This window comes from Microbacterium zouquanmingi (assembly GCF_052266675.1).
Lineage (GTDB): Bacteria > Actinomycetota > Actinomycetes > Actinomycetales > Microbacteriaceae > Microbacterium.
Window position 1 is genome coordinate 426,930 of the sequence record NZ_JBQPRA010000001.1, and the last position, 18,918, is coordinate 445,847.

17 protein-coding genes and 1 pseudogene are annotated in these 18,918 nt (G+C 65.3%); 11 read left to right on the plus strand and 7 right to left on the minus strand.

Annotated elements, in window-relative coordinates; genetic code table 11:
- Positions 1-9: 9 nt before the first annotated feature.
- From ACTU6V_RS02115 to ACTU6V_RS02130, 4 genes and pseudogenes are all read left to right on the plus strand, one after another.
- Positions 10-957, plus strand: a complete 948-nt coding sequence (locus tag ACTU6V_RS02115; RefSeq protein ID WP_443474783.1) for an ABC transporter permease — start codon at positions 10-12, stop codon at positions 955-957.
- Entirely contained in the window at positions 954-2,894 is a 1,941-nt protein-coding gene (locus ACTU6V_RS02120) for a dipeptide/oligopeptide/nickel ABC transporter permease/ATP-binding protein (RefSeq protein ID WP_443474784.1), read from the plus strand. The genes ACTU6V_RS02115 and ACTU6V_RS02120 overlap by 4 nt, the downstream gene beginning before the upstream one ends.
- An 8-nt stretch (positions 2,895-2,902) precedes the next feature.
- The gene (locus ACTU6V_RS02125) at positions 2,903-3,787 is read left to right on the plus strand and encodes an ATP-binding cassette domain-containing protein (protein WP_443474785.1); all 885 of its coding nucleotides are present in this window, start codon (positions 2,903-2,905) and stop codon (positions 3,785-3,787) included.
- Positions 3,784-4,257: pseudogene (locus tag ACTU6V_RS02130) on the plus strand (FAD-dependent monooxygenase); the annotation flags it as partial. The gene ACTU6V_RS02125 and the pseudogene ACTU6V_RS02130, both read left to right, overlap by 4 nt.
- 204 nt (positions 4,258-4,461) lie before the next feature.
- Here the strand turns inward: ACTU6V_RS02130 and ACTU6V_RS02135 are convergent.
- From ACTU6V_RS02135 to ACTU6V_RS02160, 6 genes are read right to left on the minus strand one after another with little or no spacing between them, the layout of a single operon-like run.
- Complete coding sequence (locus ACTU6V_RS02135; protein WP_443474786.1) at positions 4,462-5,727, minus strand: multidrug effflux MFS transporter; 1,266 nt, start codon at positions 5,725-5,727, stop codon at positions 4,462-4,464.
- On the minus strand, positions 5,724-6,116 hold the full coding sequence (locus ACTU6V_RS02140) for a RidA family protein (protein WP_443474787.1): 393 nt from the start codon (positions 6,114-6,116) through the stop codon (positions 5,724-5,726). Before ACTU6V_RS02140 ends, ACTU6V_RS02135 begins: the two co-directional genes overlap by 4 nt.
- 3 nt (positions 6,117-6,119) lie before the next feature.
- Positions 6,120-6,971 carry a fumarylacetoacetate hydrolase family protein gene (locus tag ACTU6V_RS02145; protein ID WP_443474788.1) on the minus strand — a complete coding sequence of 284 codons (852 nt, stop codon included), beginning with the start codon at positions 6,969-6,971 and terminating at the stop codon, positions 6,120-6,122.
- A complete protein-coding gene (locus tag ACTU6V_RS02150) occupies positions 6,968-7,402 on the minus strand; it encodes a nuclear transport factor 2 family protein (RefSeq protein ID WP_443474789.1) in 435 nt (144 codons plus the stop codon). Before ACTU6V_RS02150 ends, ACTU6V_RS02145 begins: the two co-directional genes overlap by 4 nt.
- A complete protein-coding gene (locus ACTU6V_RS02155; RefSeq protein WP_443474790.1) occupies positions 7,399-8,673 on the minus strand; it encodes an FAD-dependent monooxygenase in 1,275 nt (424 codons plus the stop codon). The genes ACTU6V_RS02150 and ACTU6V_RS02155 overlap by 4 nt, the downstream gene beginning before the upstream one ends.
- A 36-nt stretch (positions 8,674-8,709) precedes the next feature.
- A complete protein-coding gene (locus ACTU6V_RS02160; RefSeq protein ID WP_443474791.1) occupies positions 8,710-9,483 on the minus strand; it encodes a dienelactone hydrolase family protein in 774 nt (257 codons plus the stop codon).
- A 108-nt stretch (positions 9,484-9,591) separates the two neighbouring features.
- Between ACTU6V_RS02160 and ACTU6V_RS02165 the strand changes: the two genes are divergently transcribed.
- The 6 genes from ACTU6V_RS02165 (at position 9,592) to ACTU6V_RS02190 (ending at position 16,340) form a co-directional block, all read left to right on the plus strand.
- The gene (locus tag ACTU6V_RS02165) at positions 9,592-10,644 is read left to right on the plus strand and encodes an amidohydrolase family protein (RefSeq protein WP_443474792.1); all 1,053 of its coding nucleotides are present in this window, start codon (positions 9,592-9,594) and stop codon (positions 10,642-10,644) included.
- Between the two features lie 8 nt (positions 10,645-10,652).
- Entirely contained in the window at positions 10,653-11,111 is a 459-nt protein-coding gene (locus ACTU6V_RS02170) for a Rossmann-fold NAD(P)-binding domain-containing protein (protein ID WP_443474793.1), read from the plus strand.
- Between the two features lie 13 nt (positions 11,112-11,124).
- A complete protein-coding gene (locus ACTU6V_RS02175; RefSeq protein WP_443474794.1) occupies positions 11,125-12,429 on the plus strand; it encodes a DUF3500 domain-containing protein in 1,305 nt (434 codons plus the stop codon).
- 107 nt (positions 12,430-12,536) lie between these two features.
- Positions 12,537-14,090, plus strand: a complete 1,554-nt coding sequence (locus ACTU6V_RS02180; protein WP_443474795.1) for a sugar ABC transporter ATP-binding protein — start codon at positions 12,537-12,539, stop codon at positions 14,088-14,090.
- A complete protein-coding gene (locus ACTU6V_RS02185; protein WP_443474796.1) occupies positions 14,087-15,100 on the plus strand; it encodes an ABC transporter permease in 1,014 nt (337 codons plus the stop codon). The genes ACTU6V_RS02180 and ACTU6V_RS02185 overlap by 4 nt, the downstream gene beginning before the upstream one ends.
- Positions 15,101-15,179: 79 nt before the next feature.
- A complete protein-coding gene (locus ACTU6V_RS02190) occupies positions 15,180-16,340 on the plus strand; it encodes a sugar ABC transporter substrate-binding protein (protein ID WP_443474797.1) in 1,161 nt (386 codons plus the stop codon).
- Positions 16,341-16,388: 48 nt separating this feature from the next.
- Here ACTU6V_RS02190 and ACTU6V_RS02195 read toward each other — a convergent pair whose 3' ends face one another.
- Positions 16,389-16,997, minus strand: a complete 609-nt coding sequence (locus ACTU6V_RS02195) for a TetR/AcrR family transcriptional regulator (RefSeq protein WP_443474798.1) — start codon at positions 16,995-16,997, stop codon at positions 16,389-16,391.
- Positions 16,998-17,217: 220 nt separating this feature from the next.
- On the opposite strand from ACTU6V_RS02195, the gene ACTU6V_RS02200 reads away from it, so the two are divergent.
- Positions 17,218-18,837 carry an MFS transporter gene (locus tag ACTU6V_RS02200; protein WP_443474799.1) on the plus strand — a complete coding sequence of 540 codons (1,620 nt, stop codon included), beginning with the start codon at positions 17,218-17,220 and terminating at the stop codon, positions 18,835-18,837.
- Positions 18,838-18,918: the final 81 nt, after the last annotated feature.

The following is an 18,918-nucleotide window of genomic DNA, read 5'->3' on the forward strand; positions in this document are numbered from 1 at the left end:
GAGAAGACGATGCTGAAACTCATCGGCAGCCGGCTCCTCCTCGTCGTGCCACAACTCGTCATCGTCTCAGCGCTGGTCTTCCTGATGGTCTACATGATCCCCGGAAGCCCCGCGGCTGCGATCCTCGGCGAAGCCGGATCCAACCCGGAGTCGATCGCTCGGGTCGAAGCAGAACTGGGCCTTGATCAACCCTTCTTGGTGCGCCTCGGCGACTGGTTCGCGGCCGCACTCACCGGTGACCTCGGCAACTCGCTGATCAGCGGTCGGCCCGTCACCGAACAGGTCATCACACGACTGCCCGCCACACTCTCGCTGGTCGGTGGCGGGTTGCTCGTGGCCATGCTCATCGGTGTGAGCCTCGGTGTTCTCGCCGGCACCCATGCCCGCACAGGCATCGATCGCGGCGTCACGGCGTTCTCCTCGCTCATGCAGGCGATCCCTGAATTCTGGCTCGGGCTGATCCTCATCATCGTGTTCGTCAACGGCCTTGGCATCGCCCCGGTTGTGGCATGGGTGCCACCGTCCCAGAGCCTTCCTGCGTGGTTGGGCGGGCTCGTACTGCCGTGCCTCGCGCTCGGTGCCGGTGCATCCGCCCTCATCGCGCGGCAGACGCGTACCGCTGTGGCCGATGCCCTTGCGTCCAAGTACGCCGACACGCTGACTGCTGCCGGCGTACCGCGGCGGCGAATCATCTGGGTCTACGCGCTCAGGAATGCGATGGTTCCCGTGCTGGCATCCTCCGCGCTGGCGGTCTCGATTCTTGTCGGCACGAGCCTCGTGATGGAGCGGGTCTTCGGCTTCCCCGGCATCGGAACGCTCCTGATCAACAGCGTCGCCGGCAAAGACTTCTCCGTCGTGCAGGGAGCCGTGCTGTTCGTGGCGGTGCTCATCATCCTGGTCAACCTCGTCGTAGACATCCTCTACGGCGTTCTCAACCCGAAGGCCAGGCCCGCGTGACTCTGCCCGCTCCCAAGACTGAAGTGCTCGTCGCCGTCCCGGAGGCGAGGAAGCGCAGCGTTCCGCGAGTGGTCACGCGGCTGATGAGGCAGCCCACCGTGGTCCTCTCCCTCGTCTGGCTGCTGGCCGTGGCGCTGTGCGCGATATTCGCCGGAGCCATCGCGCCCTTCGGCCCACTGGAGACGAACTACACACCGGAAGGCGTGCTGCAAGGACCCAACGCCGAGCACTGGCTCGGTACGGACGACGCCGGCCGGGACGTGCTCAGCCGCATCATCTTCGGTGCGCGCATTGCCCTCACCGTCGGGCTCGGCTCTGTGCTCGTTGCCATGGTCATCGGCGTGCCGCTCGGACTTCTGCTCGGATACCGCGGTGGATGGTACGACCGCATCGGCACGCGCTTCATCGACATCTTCGACTCGTTGCCGGGCATGCTCGTTGCTTTCGCGGTGATCGCGATCCTCGGGCGTGAGCTGTACGCGATCGTGATTGCGGTCGGAGCGATCTTCGTCATGAACTTCGCGCGCATGGCGCGGGCGATCACGCTCACCGAGCGCAGCAAGCTCTACGTGGATGCGGCGAAAGTCTCCGGTATCAGCGAGACCTCCATCATCTTCCGGCAGATCCTGCCGAACCTCATCGGACCGCTCGTGATCCAAGGCGCTGTGCTCACCGGCGCCGCGATCATCATCGAATCGATGCTGAGCTTCGTCGGCATCGGACTGCAGTCCAACGTCCCATCGTGGGGCGGCTTGCTCGGGCTCGCCGCTGCGCAGATCGGCGTGCAGCCGTTCCTCGCGATCCCACCCGGCGTCGTGATCGTTCTCACGGTGCTGTCGTTCAACATGGTCGGCGACGGCATCAACGACGCACTCGCAGGCGACAAACGCAAGCGCATCAAGCCGATCACACATGACACGCGTACAGAGGCGCCGGTTGACCCAGAGTCGATCTCAGTCACCAGTGCGGTTCCCCGGCTGGCCGTCGGGGGTCTGCACGTCGCGCTGAGCACACCGGGTGGGCAGATACCGCTGGTGCGCGATGTGTCGCTGACGATCGGCAAGGGTGAGATCGTGGGCCTGCTGGGCGAATCCGGTTCAGGCAAGTCGATGCTCGCTCGCGCCATTCTCGGTCTCCTGCCGCCCGGCATCGGCGTGAGCGCTGGGACGATCCTCCTCGACGGAGAGAACATCGCCGGCCTTTCGGAGAAGGAGCTCCGCGGCATCCGTGGCACACGCCTGGCTGCCGTCTTCCAAGACCCGATGGCTTCCCTCTCGCCGGTGCATACGATCGGCAAACAGGTCATGGAGCCGCTGCGCGCGCACTTGAAGATGTCGAAGGCGCAGGCGACGGAGCGGGCGATCGAGCTGCTCACACGCGTCGGTGTGGCAAAGGCGGAGACGCGGCTGAAGGACTATCCGCACCAGTTCTCCGGCGGTATGGCGCAGCGCGTCGCGATCGCGATCGCCCTGGCATCCGAACCCGACATCATCGTCGCTGATGAAGCCACGAGCGCGCTGGACGTGACGACGCAAGCGCACGTCCTTGACCTGCTGCTCGAACTGCGCGACGAGTTGGGGCTCAGCATCCTCCTGATCACGCACGGTTTGGGGGTCGCGGCAGAGGTATGCGACCGGGTCGCCGTCATGTACGCCGGCGAGATCGTCGAGGAGTCCGATGTGGCGTCGCTGTTCGATGACCCGAAGCATCCGTACACCGCGGCCCTGCTCGCGGCCAACCCGACGCGGGAGGAAGAAGGCGAGCGTCTTCCCACGATTCCGGGCGTCGTGCCCCTCGCGGGGAAGTGGCCGGTCGGCTGCCACTTCGCGAGCCGGTGCGAGTTCGCGACCCAGGCGTGCACGATTGCGACCATTCCGATGGTGGACGGCGCACGGTGCATCCGCGCTCACGAGCTGACCCTGGAGGTGGTGCAGTGAGTACGGATATGGTCTTGCCAACTCTCACGCCGGTGACCGATCCGCTGCTGCGGGTGCGTGATATCGCGATCGAATACGGTACGTCCTCCCTCTTCGGACGACGCCCCACACGCGTCGTGGAAGACGTCAGTTTTGACATCGGCCGGGGCCAGACGCTCGGGCTCGTCGGCGAATCGGGCTCGGGAAAGTCGACAACCGGACGTGCCATCCTCCGACTTCTGCCGATCGCCGAGGGCACGATCGAGGTCGACGGTGTCGACATCTCCAGCTACGGGGCACGTACACCGCTGGGATACCGCAAGCAGGTGCAGGCGGTGTTCCAGGATCCTTCGATGTCCCTGAACCCCAAGCGGCCGGCGGCATTCGCGCTGACTGAAGCACTGGCGCGTCACGGCATCTCCGACCGCCGGGAACGCGCACGCGTGACGCAGGACGCCTTTGACCAGGTCGGACTCCAGAGGGCGCACCTCGAGCGCTACCCGACCGAGCTCTCCGGCGGCCAGCAGCAGCGAGTCGCAATCGCGCGCGCTCTCGTGCTCAAGCCGCAGCTCGTCGTCTGTGACGAGGCCGTCAGTGCGCTGGATCTCTCCACCCAGAGTCAGATCATCAATCTGCTGGTTGATCTTCAACAGGAGACGGGCGTCAGCTACTTGTTCATCGCGCACGATCTCGGCATCGTGCGGCACATCTCCGATCGTATTGCCGTGATGAGGTCTGGCCGCATCGTGGAGATCGCCGACGCCGACGATCTCTTCGAACGACCCGAGCACCCGTACACAAAGCGATTGTTGGGGGCGACGCCCGCCGACCATCCGCGGGGGCGAGAAGAACGTCGCCTCACCCGCGTCGCATACGCGCACGCGATCGCGGACGGAGTCGTACCCCTGCCATGACACGTTCGGACAGCGATACAGGCACGATTCACCCCGACGTTCTCATCGTCGGCAGCGGGCCGAGGGGAGCGACCGCCGCCCTCCTGCTCGCCCGCCACTGCCTCGACGTCATGATGATCACACGATCCAGCTAGGCGTCCGACTCGCCTCGCGCACACATCACCAATCAGCGCACGATGGAAGTCATGCGCGCGATCGGACTTCAGGATGCCGTGACAGCTCAGGCCGCTTCTCGCGCGGACATGGCGAATCACGTGCTGTGCACGACTCTGGCCGGTGAAGAGATTGGTCGCGTGTGGTCGTGGGGCAACGATCCGCAGCGGCAGAGCGAGTACCTCACCGCGAGTCCGGTGTCGGGTCTCGACATCCCGCAAGATCGCCTGGAGCCGATTCTGCTCGGTGAGGCCGCTCGCCTCGGCGTGCGGATCGTGTTCCGCACGAAGGTCGAGAGCCTTGAGCAGGCGAACAGGTCGGTCGAGGCGCTGTTCGCAATACCGGTGGCCCTGGGGCTGGAGCCGGGTCAGTCTGCGGAAGAGTGTGAGGCGGCTCTCGCTGGGCGCTTCGCAGACACCCCGGGCGGCGCTGCGAAGCGCCGCCGCCACTCGGAGTTGGTCCCGAACACTCAACGAACCGAAGTCGACATCCAGGTCGCAGATTACGTCGCTTCGGCCGCCTCAGAGCGACGGAGATCGCGACCCAGAGGGTGTGTCGGGCGTGTCGGGCGCAGGGGACGCATCGCGGGCGTCGCGGTGTCGCACGGCCCTCCGGAACGCGAGCACGCCGACCGTCGAGCTGACCGCGATCACTGCACCGAGGGTTGCGGCCGTCGTGCCGATCACTCCCGTGAGAGGTGAGCCGATCACTCCGCCGAAGAACTGCGCGGCGCCGGTGAGCGCTGAGGCTGCACCGCTTGCGGTGACCACGGTCTGACCCCAGCTGTGTGCGCCGGTGAGCACGAAGGCTGTCGCCGCAGCGAAGACCGTCGACAGTGCCCAGAGCATCCATGGCGCAGCCCCCGAAACGGCCAGGATGAACAGCAATGCGCCCGCGACCGCACTCACCGCGAGCCCGATTCCCATGGCCGACGACGGATGCCGGGTGCGCGCCATCCGTCGGAACAAGATGTTGGCGGCGAACATCGCCACAGCGTTCGTTCCGAACACCAGCGCGAACACCAGCGGAGGGAATCCGAACTCCCGCTCGACGATGAACGATGCCGTCGTAATGTACGCGTAGAAGCCGAGCGAGTGTGCGGCCATCGCTGCTGCGGTCCACGCGAGCTCTCGGTCACGCAGCGCGGCACCGAGGGCGCGGAAGACCCCGGCGCCTTGCCCACCCGTACGCTGATCCGCGGGCAGGGTCTCCGGAACGATCAGGGCGAAGGCCAGCGCCAGCACCCCGCCGAGTGCTGTCAGCACGACGAAGTCGGTCCGCCACCCCCACGCCGCCGCGATCAGGGCTCCTGCGAGCGGTGAGAGCACGGGAGCCAGCGCCGTCACCAGCGCGAGCAGCCCGATACGTGACGAGATGACATGGCTGTCGTCGGAGATGTCCCGCACGACACTCCGTGCCACCACGATGCCCGCCGCGCCGCACACCCCGGCGAGGCCTCGAACGATGATGAGCGTTGTGGCATCGGCTGCGACGGCGCTCAGTACCGAGGCGAGCGTCCACCCGATCACCCCGATCAGAATGATCGGACGTCGACCGTGCCGGTCACTGAGCGGGCCCCACGCGAGCTGGCCGACGCCGATTCCGAGCAGGCAGGCTGTGATGCTCGCCTGGATGACCCAGGCCTCGCCGCCGAGCTCAGCCTGCATCGTCGGCAGCGAGGGAATGTAGATGTCCATCGACAGCGGCGCCAGCGCCGACAACACGGCGAGGACGGCGAGGATTCGGACGATGCGCCCGCCGGAGGGAGATAACCCTCGAGTGCTCACTCGGCGAGCACCGCCTGCAGATCGCACTGCACGAGCGTTGAGCCATCGAACCGCGCGGACATCACCTGGCGTGCAGGGCGGCTGGAAGCATCCGGGAACATCGCCGTCCACTCGCGATTGAGCGCCTCACGATCGCGATAGCGGTCGTCGGCCAGCCACACCGTGATCTTGGAGATGTCGTCGACGGTGCCGTCCGCGGCATCCATCAGCTCACGCACGTGCGCGAAGACGTTCACGAGCTGTGCATCGAGGTCTGCCGGCATCTCCTTCGTGATCGGATCACGTCCGGTCAGCACCCCGGAGACGAGATGCTGACCGATCACGCTCGCCGCGGGAACCGGGTTCTCATGTTCGAACCCGGCGATGAAGATGCTCCTGCGACGAACCACGGATCAGGCTCCGACGACGCGGTTCTCGATCGCGCCGAGACCTTTGATCTCTGCGTGCACGACGTCACCCGGCACCAACCAGTTCTGCGTCGGTGCACCGATCCCGGACGGTGTGCCGGTGGCGAGGATGTCGCCCGGCTGCAGCGTCATGACCTGGCTGAGGTACGCGATCTGCTCGTAGATGTCGTAGATCATGTCGCTGGTGTCGGCGCTCTGACGAACTTCGCCGTTCACGGTCAGTGTCATCTGCAGCTTCAGCGGGTCGGCGATCTCGTCGTCGGTCGTGAGCCACGGTCCGATCGGACCGTGCGTGTCGAACGATTTGCCGAGCGTGAAGGTGGGAGAGAGCTTCGCGAGCCAGTCGCGGATCGAGACGTCGTTCGTCACCAGATATCCGGCGATGTACTCGCGGGCATCCTCGGCCGACACGTTGCGGGCAGGCTTTCCGATCACGACGCCGAGCTCGATCTCGTAGTCGAGCTGCTCGGACACGACGGGACGCACGATGTCACCGAACGGGTCGTTGATGCACGAGACCTGTTTGTTGAACCACATCTGACTGGTCGGGATCGGGATGCCAGCCTGCCGCGCCTCCTCGGCGTGCTCGGCATAGTTCATGCCGATGCCGAGGAACTTCTGCGGGTCGTCGATCGGGGCGAGCAGAGTGACATCTGAGAGCGGATGGCGCGCGCCATCGGAGGCGAGGATGCTGTCGCGCCGAGCATCCAGCTCGCCGATCAGCATCCGCAGGGACGACCCGATGCCTGCAATGCCGGACAGATCGACGATCTCGGCACCATCGACACGGCCGAGGCGCACCTCTCCGTCGCCGGTGTGGAAACGTGCGAGCTTCATGCCTTCTCCTTCTCGCTGGGCAGCTTGCCCCACACCTCTTCGCCGTATGGCGTCATCTGGAAGCTCACGAACCGCCAGTGTCCATCTGCGCCCTGCTCGTCAGGTGAGCGGTGCACAACCTGGGTGACGACGCCGTCGACGATGCGCTCACCGCCGCCCGGTGCGTGCATCCGGTTCACGATTCCGCCCGTGATCACGGCCGTATCGCCGAAGACGCGCACGCGCAGGTCTTGTCGGGTGATCTCGATGTACGCGCGGCGCACTGCCACATGCTCCAACAGCTGTGCCTTGGTGTGCACGAGCCCTGGGGCGTGGATGTGGATCAGCGAGTCATCGAAGATCGCGTCCAGTGCGTCGATGTCGCCGGCGATCAGGGCATCCTGTCGAAGCTTCTCGACGGCGAAGATCTCGCCCTCCGCGGAATGACTCATCGTGCGCTGACCTCTTCCCACGTGCGAAATCCGGTCGCCTCGCCTGCCTCGTGGCCGGGGCGGGGAGAGCCGACCAAGGCATGATACTTGCTGAAGATCTCGTCTGCCTCGGCCAGCGGCAGCACCTGTTCGACATCGTCGAACGGCTTGCCATCCGTGCGCTCAGCCACCATCCGGCGGATGACCTCGTAGCCCTCGCCACGCATGTTATCGGTGATGCGGTTGACGATCGGGCGGCGGGCGGCATCGAATTCGGCGAACGCGGTGACCGGGTCGCCGTGGTCTACGAGCTTCTCGGTGAGCACGCGTGCATCGAGCATCGCCTGTGTGATGCCGTTTCCGCCGCGTGGGTACATCGCGTGCGCGGAATCTCCCAGCAGCACCACGCGCCCGTCCACCCAGGAGTCCAGCGGGAAGTGCCGAATCAAGGGGAACAGGTAGACCTCGCGCGCCTCTCGGATCAACTCCTGCACATCGAGGAACGGCAGCTTCAGCGTGTCGAAGGCGGGGATGATCTCCTCAGGGTCGGCGACCGCATTCCAGTCCTCGACGGTCTCCTCGCCGTTGGTCTCGACGACCCAATTGATGAGGTCGAGGCCGGTGTCCTCGAAGTTCTCGGCGATCGGATAGATGATCATCGTCGAGATGCGCGGATCTCCGAGGTGCAGGATCGTGTGGCCGCCGCGGATGGGCTCGCGCAGCGTCGTGCCGCGCCACATCGTGATGCCCGAGAACTCGGGCTCGGCCTGGTTCGGATGCATCTGCCGGCGCGCAGCCGACTTGATGCCGTCCGCGGCGATCACGGCATCGTGACGCGCGTGCGAGACGTTGCCGTCCGGATCTTCGAACTCGAGGGTCACACCGTCATCGTCCTGCGTGTAACCGGTGACGCGGGCGCCCAGCACGACCGCGTCTTCGCCGAGACGCTCGAGCACGGTGCGGTAGAGCATCATCTGCAGCAGGCCGCGGTGCACGAATCGCTGCTCGTGCAGGTACCCCATATGCACGCCGCACTTCTCGGCGTAGATCTCCTGGCCGAAGTGGTTGTAGAAGATGGAGTCCACGGCTTCGACCGACATCGCACGGAAGTCGTCGAGCAGCCCGAGCTCGTCGAATTCCTTCGTGCCGACCGTTTTGATATCGACGCCGACGCCGAGGGGCTTCAGCTCGGGGACTGCTTCATAGACGGTGGTCGTGATGCCCTGCTGATGCAGGCGCAGAGCCGTGACCAGTCCACCGGGGCCGGCTCCGATGATCGCGATATCGTGCATGTCTTCTCTTTCTTGCGGATGTGGCTCGTCGCCTGTTCAGGCGTCGGTGGTCACGGGGAAAAGCTCGTCGAGCACCCTGGTCGTCGCCTGCCAGGCGCGCGCCGCGTTGCGAGGGTGATAGTTGAAGAGCTCCGGACGGGGAGAGTTCTGGGAACGCAGACTGGTGAAAGCATGCGTGGTGCGGCTGTAGACGTCGATCTCCCAGTCGGCGCCCGCGCCGGTGAGGTCATCTTCGAGCTGCAGACGCTGTTCGCGCGTCGCCATCGGGTCGGTCGAGCCGACAGCGACGTAGACCTGGGTGTCGGATGCTGACGTACCCGATGCCGCCGCCGCCGACCAATCGTGCTCAAGAAGGTCGAGGCCGGGATGGATCGCGATCACGCCGCGTACGTCACCGCCGGTGCGGATGAATTCGAGGGCGGATGCTCCGCCGAAGCAGTAGCCGAGCAGCACAATGCTGTCGGCATCGACTTCTGGCTGTCCGATCGCTGTCCGATGCGCTGCGGTGATGCGTGCCTGCCACTCCGGGCGGTCACCGGTCATCGATCCGATCAGCGGACCGATCTCAGGCTGCGCCGTCGGAGTCGCGCGATCGCCCCAGACGTCTGCCGCGAACACAGTGAGGCCGCGGTCTGCGAGCTTCGCGGCGATCGCGATCATGTCCGCACTCAGGCCGAACGCATCGTGAATGAGCAGGACTGTCGGGCGTGCGATGTCGCCTTCCGCCGTCTTCGGCGGTGTGACTAGCAGCCCACGCATCGTCGTTGCACCGTGCCGGTACTCGATGTCGCGGCGTGTGAGTTCGACCATTTCACTCCTCCTTGAATGCGAGACTGATCGTACGCAGAATCGCACACGATTTCAAGCACGATGCGCTAAGGTTGCGTTATCGAGTCGCCGAGAGCACAAAGGAGCCTCATGACCAAGGTCGTAGACATCAACATCCATCACCTTCCCGAAGACCTGTTCACGAACGAGAAGATCCTGAACGGCTTCCTCGACAGTGCGCCGCGAGGCTTCGGTGAGATCGCCACCGTCATCGAGATGGAGAACGGCAAGAAGCAGCTCGTCCTGGAAAAGCCCAAGGGCTACCCGAACCTCAACTACGTCGAAGGCGACTACTCGGCTGAAGCCAAGCTCGCGGCGATGGATGAGGCGGGCGTCGACTACGGCATCATGCGCGTGCCCGTCTGGCAGGAGTGGCTGGGGCTTGAAACCTGCAAGGCCGTCAATGACAACGCTGCCCAGATCGTGGAGCGCTCGAACGGCCGTCTGTTCTCCACCGCATGCGTGCCGCCGTGGGGCGGCAAGGAGAACGTCTACGAGCTCGAGCGCGCAGTGGGGGATCTCGGCGCCGTCGGCGTGCAGCTCGCCTGCCACTACGGCCAGCTGTACCTCGACGACGAGGTCTTCCGCCCCTACCTGAAGGCGATCGAGAAGCTCGATGTACCCGTCATCGTGCATCACACGCCCTTGCCGGTGGAGTACAAGTCGGTGCTCGACTACACCAACCTGCGCCGCGAATTCGGTCGGATCGTCGACCAGGGTGTCGCCGTCGGTCGCGAGCTCTTCAGTCACATGTTCGATGAGATGCCCGGTCTCCGGTTCATTCACACGATGATGGGCGGCAACTGGTTCGCGAACACCGAACTGCTCACCCCGCACGCGCCTGTGAAGAAGGAGGCCATGCAGCGCCTCGACGCGTCGGAGGGCGACAAGATCAAGCGCTACCTCGACGAGAACATCTACTACGACATGACCCACCCGCACTCGTGGGGTAAGACGCAGGTCGAGGCTGCTCTGAAGATCAACGGCGCCGACCACTACATGTTCGGCTCGTCGTTCCCGGTTTTCTACAGCTGGATGAGCCAGGGTGTCGAGTTCCTCAAGAACGAGATCGAAATCAGCGACGCCGATCGCGAAGCCGTGCTGTACGGCAACGCCAAGAAGATGTTCAACCTTCCGATCTGAGATCGGTGATGGCGGACTCGATGCGTGCGCTGGTGATCGGCGGCCCGTCGTTGCGCGCCCTCGGGGGTATCGGGGTGCTCGACGAGTTCTTCGCGCATGGCGCGGGTGGCGACGACCAGTCGGTACGGACGCCGGACGGGCTGACGTCTTCGACACGTGAGTGGCTATTCCCGGATGCTCCCGAACCGGAGTTCTCCGGCCAGGGCGCGTGGCGAGCGATCGTGCCGCGTCCCGCCGAGGTCGCGAGCACCAAGACCGCCGATGTCAGATTCGCTCGTGCTGTATCGCCCGATGGACAACCTCCTTCTTCCGCTCCCGTGGCATCGGGGCCGCATTGTCCCCTGATCGGCGATGCCGTCCATGCCACGACACCGCACCTCACCGCCGGAGCGGGTCTCGGACTCGAGGACGCCGTCGTGCTCGCCGATGAGACCGAGTCGTACCGCCTGCTGACAGAACCCGTCTAGACCGGAGCATCTGATGAATGACCACACCGATCAGAACGACATCGACGACTTCTTCTCCACCGACCGTGTCGTCGGTCGCGAGGAGGCCGTCGAGCTGAGCTCGGGCAGCTACCGAGAGCACCTCATCGACCGGGACGACCCGATGCTCGCAAGCGTCCGCGGCATGGACTACGAGCAGTTCGCGTCGGACCGCTACCAGGCACCCTTCCTTCGTGAACTGCTGGAGTACTGGAAGGGGCTGTACGACGAGCCGTTCGTCGGCATCACGACCGACGGTATTCCACTCGAGGGTCTGTACTCACTTCCGGCCGGCGCACGATCCGACCCTGCTCCGGCGACCGCGGCGTTTGCGCTGCTCGACCTGCTCACGCCTGGGCAGCGCGCGAAGCTCTGCTACCCGATGGATGCCGACGAGTGGCGCGGTTGGAGCAACCCGGAGTTCGTCTTCTTCCGCATCGGTCTCCGGCTTGAAGAGCAGAGCGACGAGGTCGTGCGGGCGGCGCTCGCCGTCATCCGCGCGTCGCTGAGCCCTGTCGGCTACGAGCGGTTGGCCGAGGCTATGGCCCTCAACGGCTACCTCGGTGGGCTCGTCGATCTGCCGTCGATCATGAACGACCGCAGCTACTGGTTCGCTCTTTATGGCACGCCCTCTCCTGACCAACCCTGGGGGTGGCAGCTGTTCGGCCATCACGTCGCACTCAACTTCGTCTCGGTTGGCGGTCGGCACGTCATCGCACCGGTCTTCCTCGGCGCCGAGCCTGCGCTTTCGGATGACGAACGGCCGCCGCTCTTCGACGCGCGCGAGCAGCTTGCGATCGAACTTGCGGAGAGTCTGGATGCCGGCCAGCGGGCGCAGGCGATCGTCTACCGGTCGGTGCTCGACCCTGCGATGCCGGAGGGGCGGCTGCATCCCGCCGACGAGCGCCATGTGGCCGGCGCGTTCCGTGACAACCGCGTCGTGCCCTACGAGGGCATCAGCGCGGCGGAGCTGCCCGATGACCAGTGGACCCTGCTGCGTGCCATCGTCGAGGACTTCCTGCTCCTGCTCGTGGACTCCCAACGTGCGCTCACACTTGCCGAGTTCGATGCGCATCGCGACGAGACCCATTTCAGCTGGTACGGGGCTACAGACGGCACCCAGCCGTTCTACTTCCGCATCCACAGTCCGATCATTCTCGCCGAGCTCGATCACCACGCCGGCGTATGGCTGAACAACCGGCTTCCCGCGCGGTTCCACGTGCATACGACGCTACGAATGCCCAATGGCAATGACTACGGGACTGCTCTGCGGGCGCAATGGAAGATCGCACACGATTGATCTAGTAATGCCATGTGAAATCACGTAGGATTTCACACACGATCCGAGGCGACGACGCCCTCGGATGATTTCATGCCACACGAGGAGGTGTCGCGAGGATGACTGCAGTGACTGCACCACGACTCGAAGTCCGCTCGCTGTCGAAGACGTTCGCCGGGATCACGGTCCTCAATGACGCACACCTCGAGGTGCGGCCCGCTGAGGTGCACGCACTGATCGGTCAGAACGGATCCGGCAAGTCGACGCTGATCAAGCTGATCAGTGGCGTGTACCGCGCGGATGCCGGGGGAGAAGTGTTCATCGACGGCAAGCGCATCGGTGCGCCGGTGGATCCCGGCAGGCTCCACGAAGAGGGCCTGGCGTTCGTCCACCAGGACCTGGGGCTCATCCCCGACCTCTCCGTGCGTGAGAACGTACGCGTCGGGCGGCACTCGACGAACCGGTTCACCGGCTGGATCAACAAGGCCAAGGATGCCTCAGCAGTCCGTGAGGCGCTGGAGTTCCTGAATCTGGGACACATCGATCCCGAGACGAAGGTTGCGAAGCTGCGCCCCAGTGAGCGCGTCGGCGTCGCGATAGCCCGCGCGCTGCAGGAGCGCACGGCCGGCGGCGGCATCATCGTCTTCGACGAGTCATCGCGTGCCATTCCGCATGAGGCGCTGGACGACTTCTACGGCATGATCCGGCTGCTCACCTCGCAGGGCACCGCGGTCGTCATCGTGAGTCACAACCTCACCGAGGTGCTGCAGATCGCCGACCGCGTCACCGCCCTGCGCAATGGCCGCGTCGTAGAGATGGGCGTGCCGACCGCCGACCTCGACGAGGGCGCACTGACCAAGCTCGTGCTCGGGCGCTATGGCGAACTCGATGACTTCGCAGAGAGCATGCCGTCAGAGATCCAGGACGGAGGCATCGAGCTGCGCAGTATCCGGGGCGGTCGCATCCGCAACGTCTCTGCCACGATCAAGCGCGGCGAAGTCGTCGGCTTCACGGGCAGTGTGGATTCGGGGCTCTCCGGCCTCGGCACCCTCATCTCTGGCGCGCAGCCGGGGCGTCGTGGCTCGATCGTCGTCGATCAGACCGAGATCCCTCTCGAGCGGTCCACCATCAAGAAGGTGCTCCGCGCCGGCGTCGCGTACATCCCCCAGGACCGACATGGGGAGGGCCTCGCCACAGAACTCACCGTGCAGGAGAACGTCACGCTGCCGCATCTGCGCAAACGCGGCAAGTCCTGGTGGACAGGGCTCGGATGGCAGAAGGCCGAGACGGAAGCCGTGCTGCGCGACTTCGATGTGACTCCGCCGAACCGAAACGCTGTGATCGCCACATTCTCCGGGGGCAACCAGCAGAAGGTGCTCATGGGCAAATGCCTTCTCGGGGGACCGGCGGCACTCGTCCTCGACGACCCGACGCAGGCGGTGGACGTGGGCGCGCGTTCGGCCGTTCTGCGGGCCACCCGTCAGGCGGCCGTCGATGGCGCAGCCGTCGTGCTCTGCAGTTCAGAGGTCGACGATCTCGCCGCAGTCTGCGACCGTGTCGTCGTGCTCGAGGAGGGGAAGGTGCTCACCGAGCTCACCCGTCCGTTCAGCGCCGACGACATCTTCTCCGCGATCTTCCACAGCACAGCGGATCTCCACCAGCACGAAGGAACCGACCGATGACCACGACCCAGCCCTCGACGACGACGACGAACGTTGTCATCCCGCAGCCCGTGTCGCCACTGCGGCGGATCAGTATGGATCTGCTCTCGCGCTACGCGCTCGTGATCCTCTGGATCATCATGCTCCTCGTGCTACTGGCACTGGTTCCGGGAGATGTCAGCGCGATCAATGCGATGCGCACCGTGTTCAGCCAGATCACCCCCGTGGTATTCCTCGCGCTGGGCGTCGTTATCACGATGTCGGTGGGAGAGTTCGATCTGTCGTTCGCGGGCATCTTCAGCATTGCCGCCGTCGCCGTGCCATCGCTCGCGGTGCTGCACGGCTGGCCGATTCTGCCCGCCGTGCTCGGTGCGATCGCCCTCGCGTTGGTGTTCGGCGCGATCAACGCAGCGCTCGTCGTGGGGTTGGGTATCAATTCTGTCGTCGTCACCCTCGGTACTTGGAGCGTCGCGGGCGGCCTCGCCTTTCTGCTGTCCGGCGAGACCACCGTCAGCGGGCTCGACCCGGCGCTTGCCGCGATCTCGACCGGACGCTTCCTGGGGCTTCCGCACCTGTTCTGGTACGGGGTGATCCTCGTCGTGATCGTCGCGTACATCATGGGGGCCACTCCGATCGGCCGCCACATGACCTTCGTCGGATCGAACCGTGCCGTCGCCGCCCTCGCGGGCATCTCGGTCGGTCGCGTCCGCGTCGGCGCGTACCTCGCCAGCTCCCTGCTGGCAGGGTTGGCCGGAGTGGTCATCTCGATCGGCAACGGGGGATTCAACCCGGCATCGGCGTCGGCCTACCTCCTGCCGACCTTCGCAGCGGTGTTCCTCGGCACAGTCGCCGTCGTGCCGGGTCGCTTCAACCCGATCGGCATGCTGATCGCCGCGTACTTCCTCATTACCGGAGTCTTCGGACTGCAGCTGCTCGGCCTCACCGGCTGGGTCACCGAGGTGTTCTACGGAGCGGCGCTCATCATCGCCGTCACCGTCTCCCACCTGCTGCAGCGCCGAGTCAAGGGCTGACCCGATCAGCCCGCACCAGCACCACACGCGCAATACCCTGCACAAGCATGTTCTCCACACCACGCAAGGAGTCACTCGCATGAAGTCACCACGCATCGCTGGCGTCGCTGTCGCCGCCATCAGCATGCTCATTCTCGCCGGCTGCGCCTCAGGCGGCGAAGAGCCGACGGGCAATGCCACAGAACCTGCCGCAGAGCTCAGCGCCGAGGCGCAGGCGGCGAAAGACATCGTCGATGCGGCATCTGTCGCTGTCGACGAGTTCGACGCTCCAGGTCCCGCGTTCGACGGCAGCGCTCTATCCGGCAAGACCGTCTATTACATCCCCGCTACGCTGCAGGTGCCGACGCTGAACTACATCGGCGAGTCGCTCGCTGATGCCCTGTCGAACCTTGACGCCAAGGTCGAGATCTGTGACGGCAAGGCCAATCCGGCCGATATCTCCAGCTGCATCGCCCAGGCGATCGACGCCAAGGCCGGAGCCGTGGTCTCCTCGGGAATCACTCCGGAATTCGCGCCGACTGCCGTCGCAGACCTGCAGGCCGCGGGCATTCCGTGGGTTCAGGCCACCACGACGCCGACCGGCGATGGCGACCCGTCGCAGGTCGCGTACGTCGCCGAGGATCAGGTCAAGCTGCAGAGCTGGTCGACCAACTGGATCATCGCCGACTCGAATGCCAAGGCGAACGTGCTCGTGATCAAGCTGACCGATACCCCGGCGACGAGCGCGTGGGCCGATCACGGCATCCTCGGGGTGTACGAGCAGGCCTGTGCGGACTGCACCACCGAGGTGATCGAGATCAACTCTGGTCAGCTCGAGCGGCTGCCGAGTCTGATCAGCTCCGCATTGGTCGCGAATCCCGACATCACCTACATTCAGGCACAGTTCGACCAGTTCCTGCCGGCGGTGACTCAGGGCATCCAGTCTGCTGCCCGCGACGACATCAAGGTCGCGAGCGTCGACGCCAATCTGTCCGCGCTGCAGGATCTCGCCTCCGACGGAGACGTGAAGTCCTCGGTCGGCTACAACAAGACTGCGCTGGCCTGGTACATCGCTGATGCCGCTGCGCGCATGGCCGCGGGGGAGTCCGCCGTCGAGAATCTCGACTTCCCGTACCGCCGTGCGTTCAACGAGACCAACGTCGCCGACTTGGCGCTGACGCCGGATGCCGAGGCGAGTGGCGAGTGGTTCGGCAAGGCCGACTACCAGGCCGGCTTCCTCGAACTCTGGGGCGTCAACTGATCTGACGAGTGAGGTCGGCCCCGTCCTGGTGGACGGGGCCGACCTTCGTCATTCTCCCAGCAGGCTCGTCCAGGCGACGGCGAGGATGTCGAGCTCCGGCGCGTCGTCCAGTGACCAGGGATGCCGGATCCACCGCATATTCGCACTGTTCAGCAGCTCCATCGCGAGATACCCGCGATATCGTCGGGTGTCCCCGTCAAAGCGTCCGGCTGCGGCAAGACCGGTCGTGATGTCATCGATCACCTCGCCGAACCACGCGTCGCGCAACTCGCGCATCTCCGGGTCGACGGCCGACGCCTCTTCGACCACGGTGATGTACGGCTTGATGTCGGGCCAGCGCGCGGCCTGCGCTCCGATCCAGGTGCGGATCTCGGTGAAGCCACCCTCGCGCGCAGCATCCACCAGTGAACCCGCCGTGGATCCGTGCTCTGAGTCCTCGCGGCGATCCAGGTGCCGGTTCAGTTCGCCGAACAACGCTCGCATGAGCTCGGTCTTGTTCGGGAAATGCGCATAGAACGTCACGCGCGTCGTGCCAACCGCCGTGGCGATGTCGTCGATCGTGGTGGCGACGTAGCCCTGCTCCTGAAACAACCGCAGCGCGTGATCCAGCAGAGACTGCCGTGTCTGCTGCTTCTGCTTCTCGCGAAGATTTGCCATTCACCAACACTAGCGACATGACAGTCCGTACGCTCGCTTGACAAGCTATAAAGTTAGGTGCACTCTTGGCGAAGGCCTGGCGGATCCGAACCGCGGGCCGCTATCGCATTCACGCTATGCAGTCAGGGACGAAGGAGTTCCCCTTATGTCAACGCAGACCAGTACCATCATCGCCGCGCGCGGTTCGGTGAGAGCGACTTTCCTCGCAGCCTTCCTTTCCGTGACACTGGCCCAGACGGCCTATGCCGTTCCCGGTGCGCTCAATGGAGCGTTCGCCGCGGAGTTTCACGCCACCGGCGCAGGCCTCACTTGGATCACCGCAATCTTCGAGATCGGCATCGTCGCCTTCGAGCTGACGTTCGGCCTCTTGGGCGATCTGTTCGGTCGCAAGAAGCTGATGATCGCCGGCTCCTTGTTCGTCGTCGTCGGTGCGGGGCTCTCGGCGATCGCGACCGACATCGGGTTCATGATCTTCGCCCAGGCCGTGATCGGCATCGGCGCAGGGCTCCTCTTCCCGATCGGGCTTGCGATGGTGTCCGCGCTCACGCCGGATCGGGCGAAGCGCTCGCGAGTCATCGCGACCTGGGCGGGCTTCCTCTCGCTCGGCGCCGTCATCTCGCCGGTGATGGCCGGTCTCACCTCGCAGTTCTTCACCATCCCGGGCGCCGAGCCCGGTGCTCCGAATGAGTTCAGCGGCTGGCGCGTCTCGTACTGGGTCATCGCCGCAGTCGCCGTCGTCCTCGTCGCCATCTCGGCGAGTACTCGTGACTCGTCCGCTCCCGCCGGCCGCCGACTGGATCTTCCGGGCCAGATCACCTTCGCGCTCGGCCTCATCGCGGTGCTTTACGCGACAGTCACCGCTGTCGACCACGGCTTCGCCTACTGGCAGGTCATTGCCGCGTACATCATCGGTGTCGTGCTTCTCGTCGCGTTCGTCATCATCGAGCTGCGCTCGCCCTCTCCGCTGCTGCATCTCGAGCTGTTCCGCAACCGCACCTACTCCACGGCGGCGATCGTCGCCGTGACCGGCATGTTCGCGTTCCTCGCGATCTGCTTCGCGACCTCGATCTCGGTGGGAGCTCTTGCGCAGGAGCCGGTCTGGGTGATCGGTGTGCTGTTCGTCGTCATTCAGGGGCCGGCGTTCGTGCTGTCCCCGGTCGTCGGACGCCTCATTCACTCGGTCGCACCGCGCTGGCTGCTGAGCAGTGGATTCGCGCTGATGGCGATCTCGGGCCTCTGGCTCTCGTCGTTCGCTGTCGGCGTCCCGGCCCGCTTCGGAGGAACGCCGTGGACTGATTTCCTTCTGCCGCTGCTGCTGCTCGGCATCGGCTTTGCGCTCACGATCGGGTCGATCACCGCTGTCGCGATCAACACCGTGCCCGAACACCAGATCGGCATGGCCTCCGCCACGACCAGCTTGATGCGCGACCTCGGCTTCACGCTGGGGCCGGTCATCGGGTCGGCGATCGCTTTCGGTGTCGGTGCGTCGGCGTTCGCGCTTCCGATCGTCAGCGTGCTGCAGGGCGCCGGCATCGCCCCGGAAGCCATCGAGGGCCTCTCGCACGTGCCGCCGCTCGCATGGCTGTCGGGCTGGGAAGGCGTCGTCGGTCAGTTCGCCGGCGAGATGACCGCCGCTGGGGCCCCGGCGCAGGCCGTCGAAGGTGCTGTCGCATCCCTCACCGCCTCGCAGGGCGACATCATGGGCCTCGCCGGAGCATCGCTCGGCGGCGGCTTCAGCATCGTCTACGTCGTGGCCGGCTTCGCCGCCCTGGCATCCGCCGCCCTGACGATGTTCCTGCCCAGCGGCAAGCGTGCGGAGGCACTGACCGCAGCGAAGTAGCCCGAACGCGCGCGACCAGAACAGCCCCGGAGGTCTCCTCTGGGGCTGTTCTCGTCACATTCTTGCATTTGACCGTACAAA

What these genes read in the sequence shown, in the direction of transcription:
- ACTU6V_RS02115 (WP_443474783.1), top strand. Translation starts at nt 10, where the DNA reads ATGCTGAAACTCATCGGCAGCCGGCTCCTCCTCGTCGTGCCACAACTC.
- ACTU6V_RS02125 (WP_443474785.1), top strand. Translation starts at nt 2,903, where the DNA reads ATGGTCTTGCCAACTCTCACGCCGGTGACCGATCCGCTGCTGCGGGTG.
- ACTU6V_RS02145 (WP_443474788.1), bottom strand. Translation starts at nt 6,971, where the DNA reads ATGAAGCTCGCACGTTTCCACACCGGCGACGGAGAGGTGCGCCTCGGC.
- ACTU6V_RS02150 (WP_443474789.1), bottom strand. Translation starts at nt 7,402, where the DNA reads ATGAGTCATTCCGCGGAGGGCGAGATCTTCGCCGTCGAGAAGCTTCGA.
- ACTU6V_RS02155 (WP_443474790.1), bottom strand. Translation starts at nt 8,673, where the DNA reads ATGCACGATATCGCGATCATCGGAGCCGGCCCCGGTGGACTGGTCACG.
- ACTU6V_RS02160 (WP_443474791.1), bottom strand. Translation starts at nt 9,483, where the DNA reads ATGGTCGAACTCACACGCCGCGACATCGAGTACCGGCACGGTGCAACG.
- ACTU6V_RS02165 (WP_443474792.1), top strand. Translation starts at nt 9,592, where the DNA reads ATGACCAAGGTCGTAGACATCAACATCCATCACCTTCCCGAAGACCTG.
- ACTU6V_RS02170 (WP_443474793.1), top strand. Translation starts at nt 10,653, where the DNA reads ATGGCGGACTCGATGCGTGCGCTGGTGATCGGCGGCCCGTCGTTGCGC.
- ACTU6V_RS02175 (WP_443474794.1), top strand. Translation starts at nt 11,125, where the DNA reads ATGAATGACCACACCGATCAGAACGACATCGACGACTTCTTCTCCACC.
- ACTU6V_RS02185 (WP_443474796.1), top strand. Translation starts at nt 14,087, where the DNA reads ATGACCACGACCCAGCCCTCGACGACGACGACGAACGTTGTCATCCCG.
- ACTU6V_RS02190 (WP_443474797.1), top strand. Translation starts at nt 15,180, where the DNA reads ATGAAGTCACCACGCATCGCTGGCGTCGCTGTCGCCGCCATCAGCATG.
- ACTU6V_RS02195 (WP_443474798.1), bottom strand. Translation starts at nt 16,997, where the DNA reads ATGGCAAATCTTCGCGAGAAGCAGAAGCAGCAGACACGGCAGTCTCTG.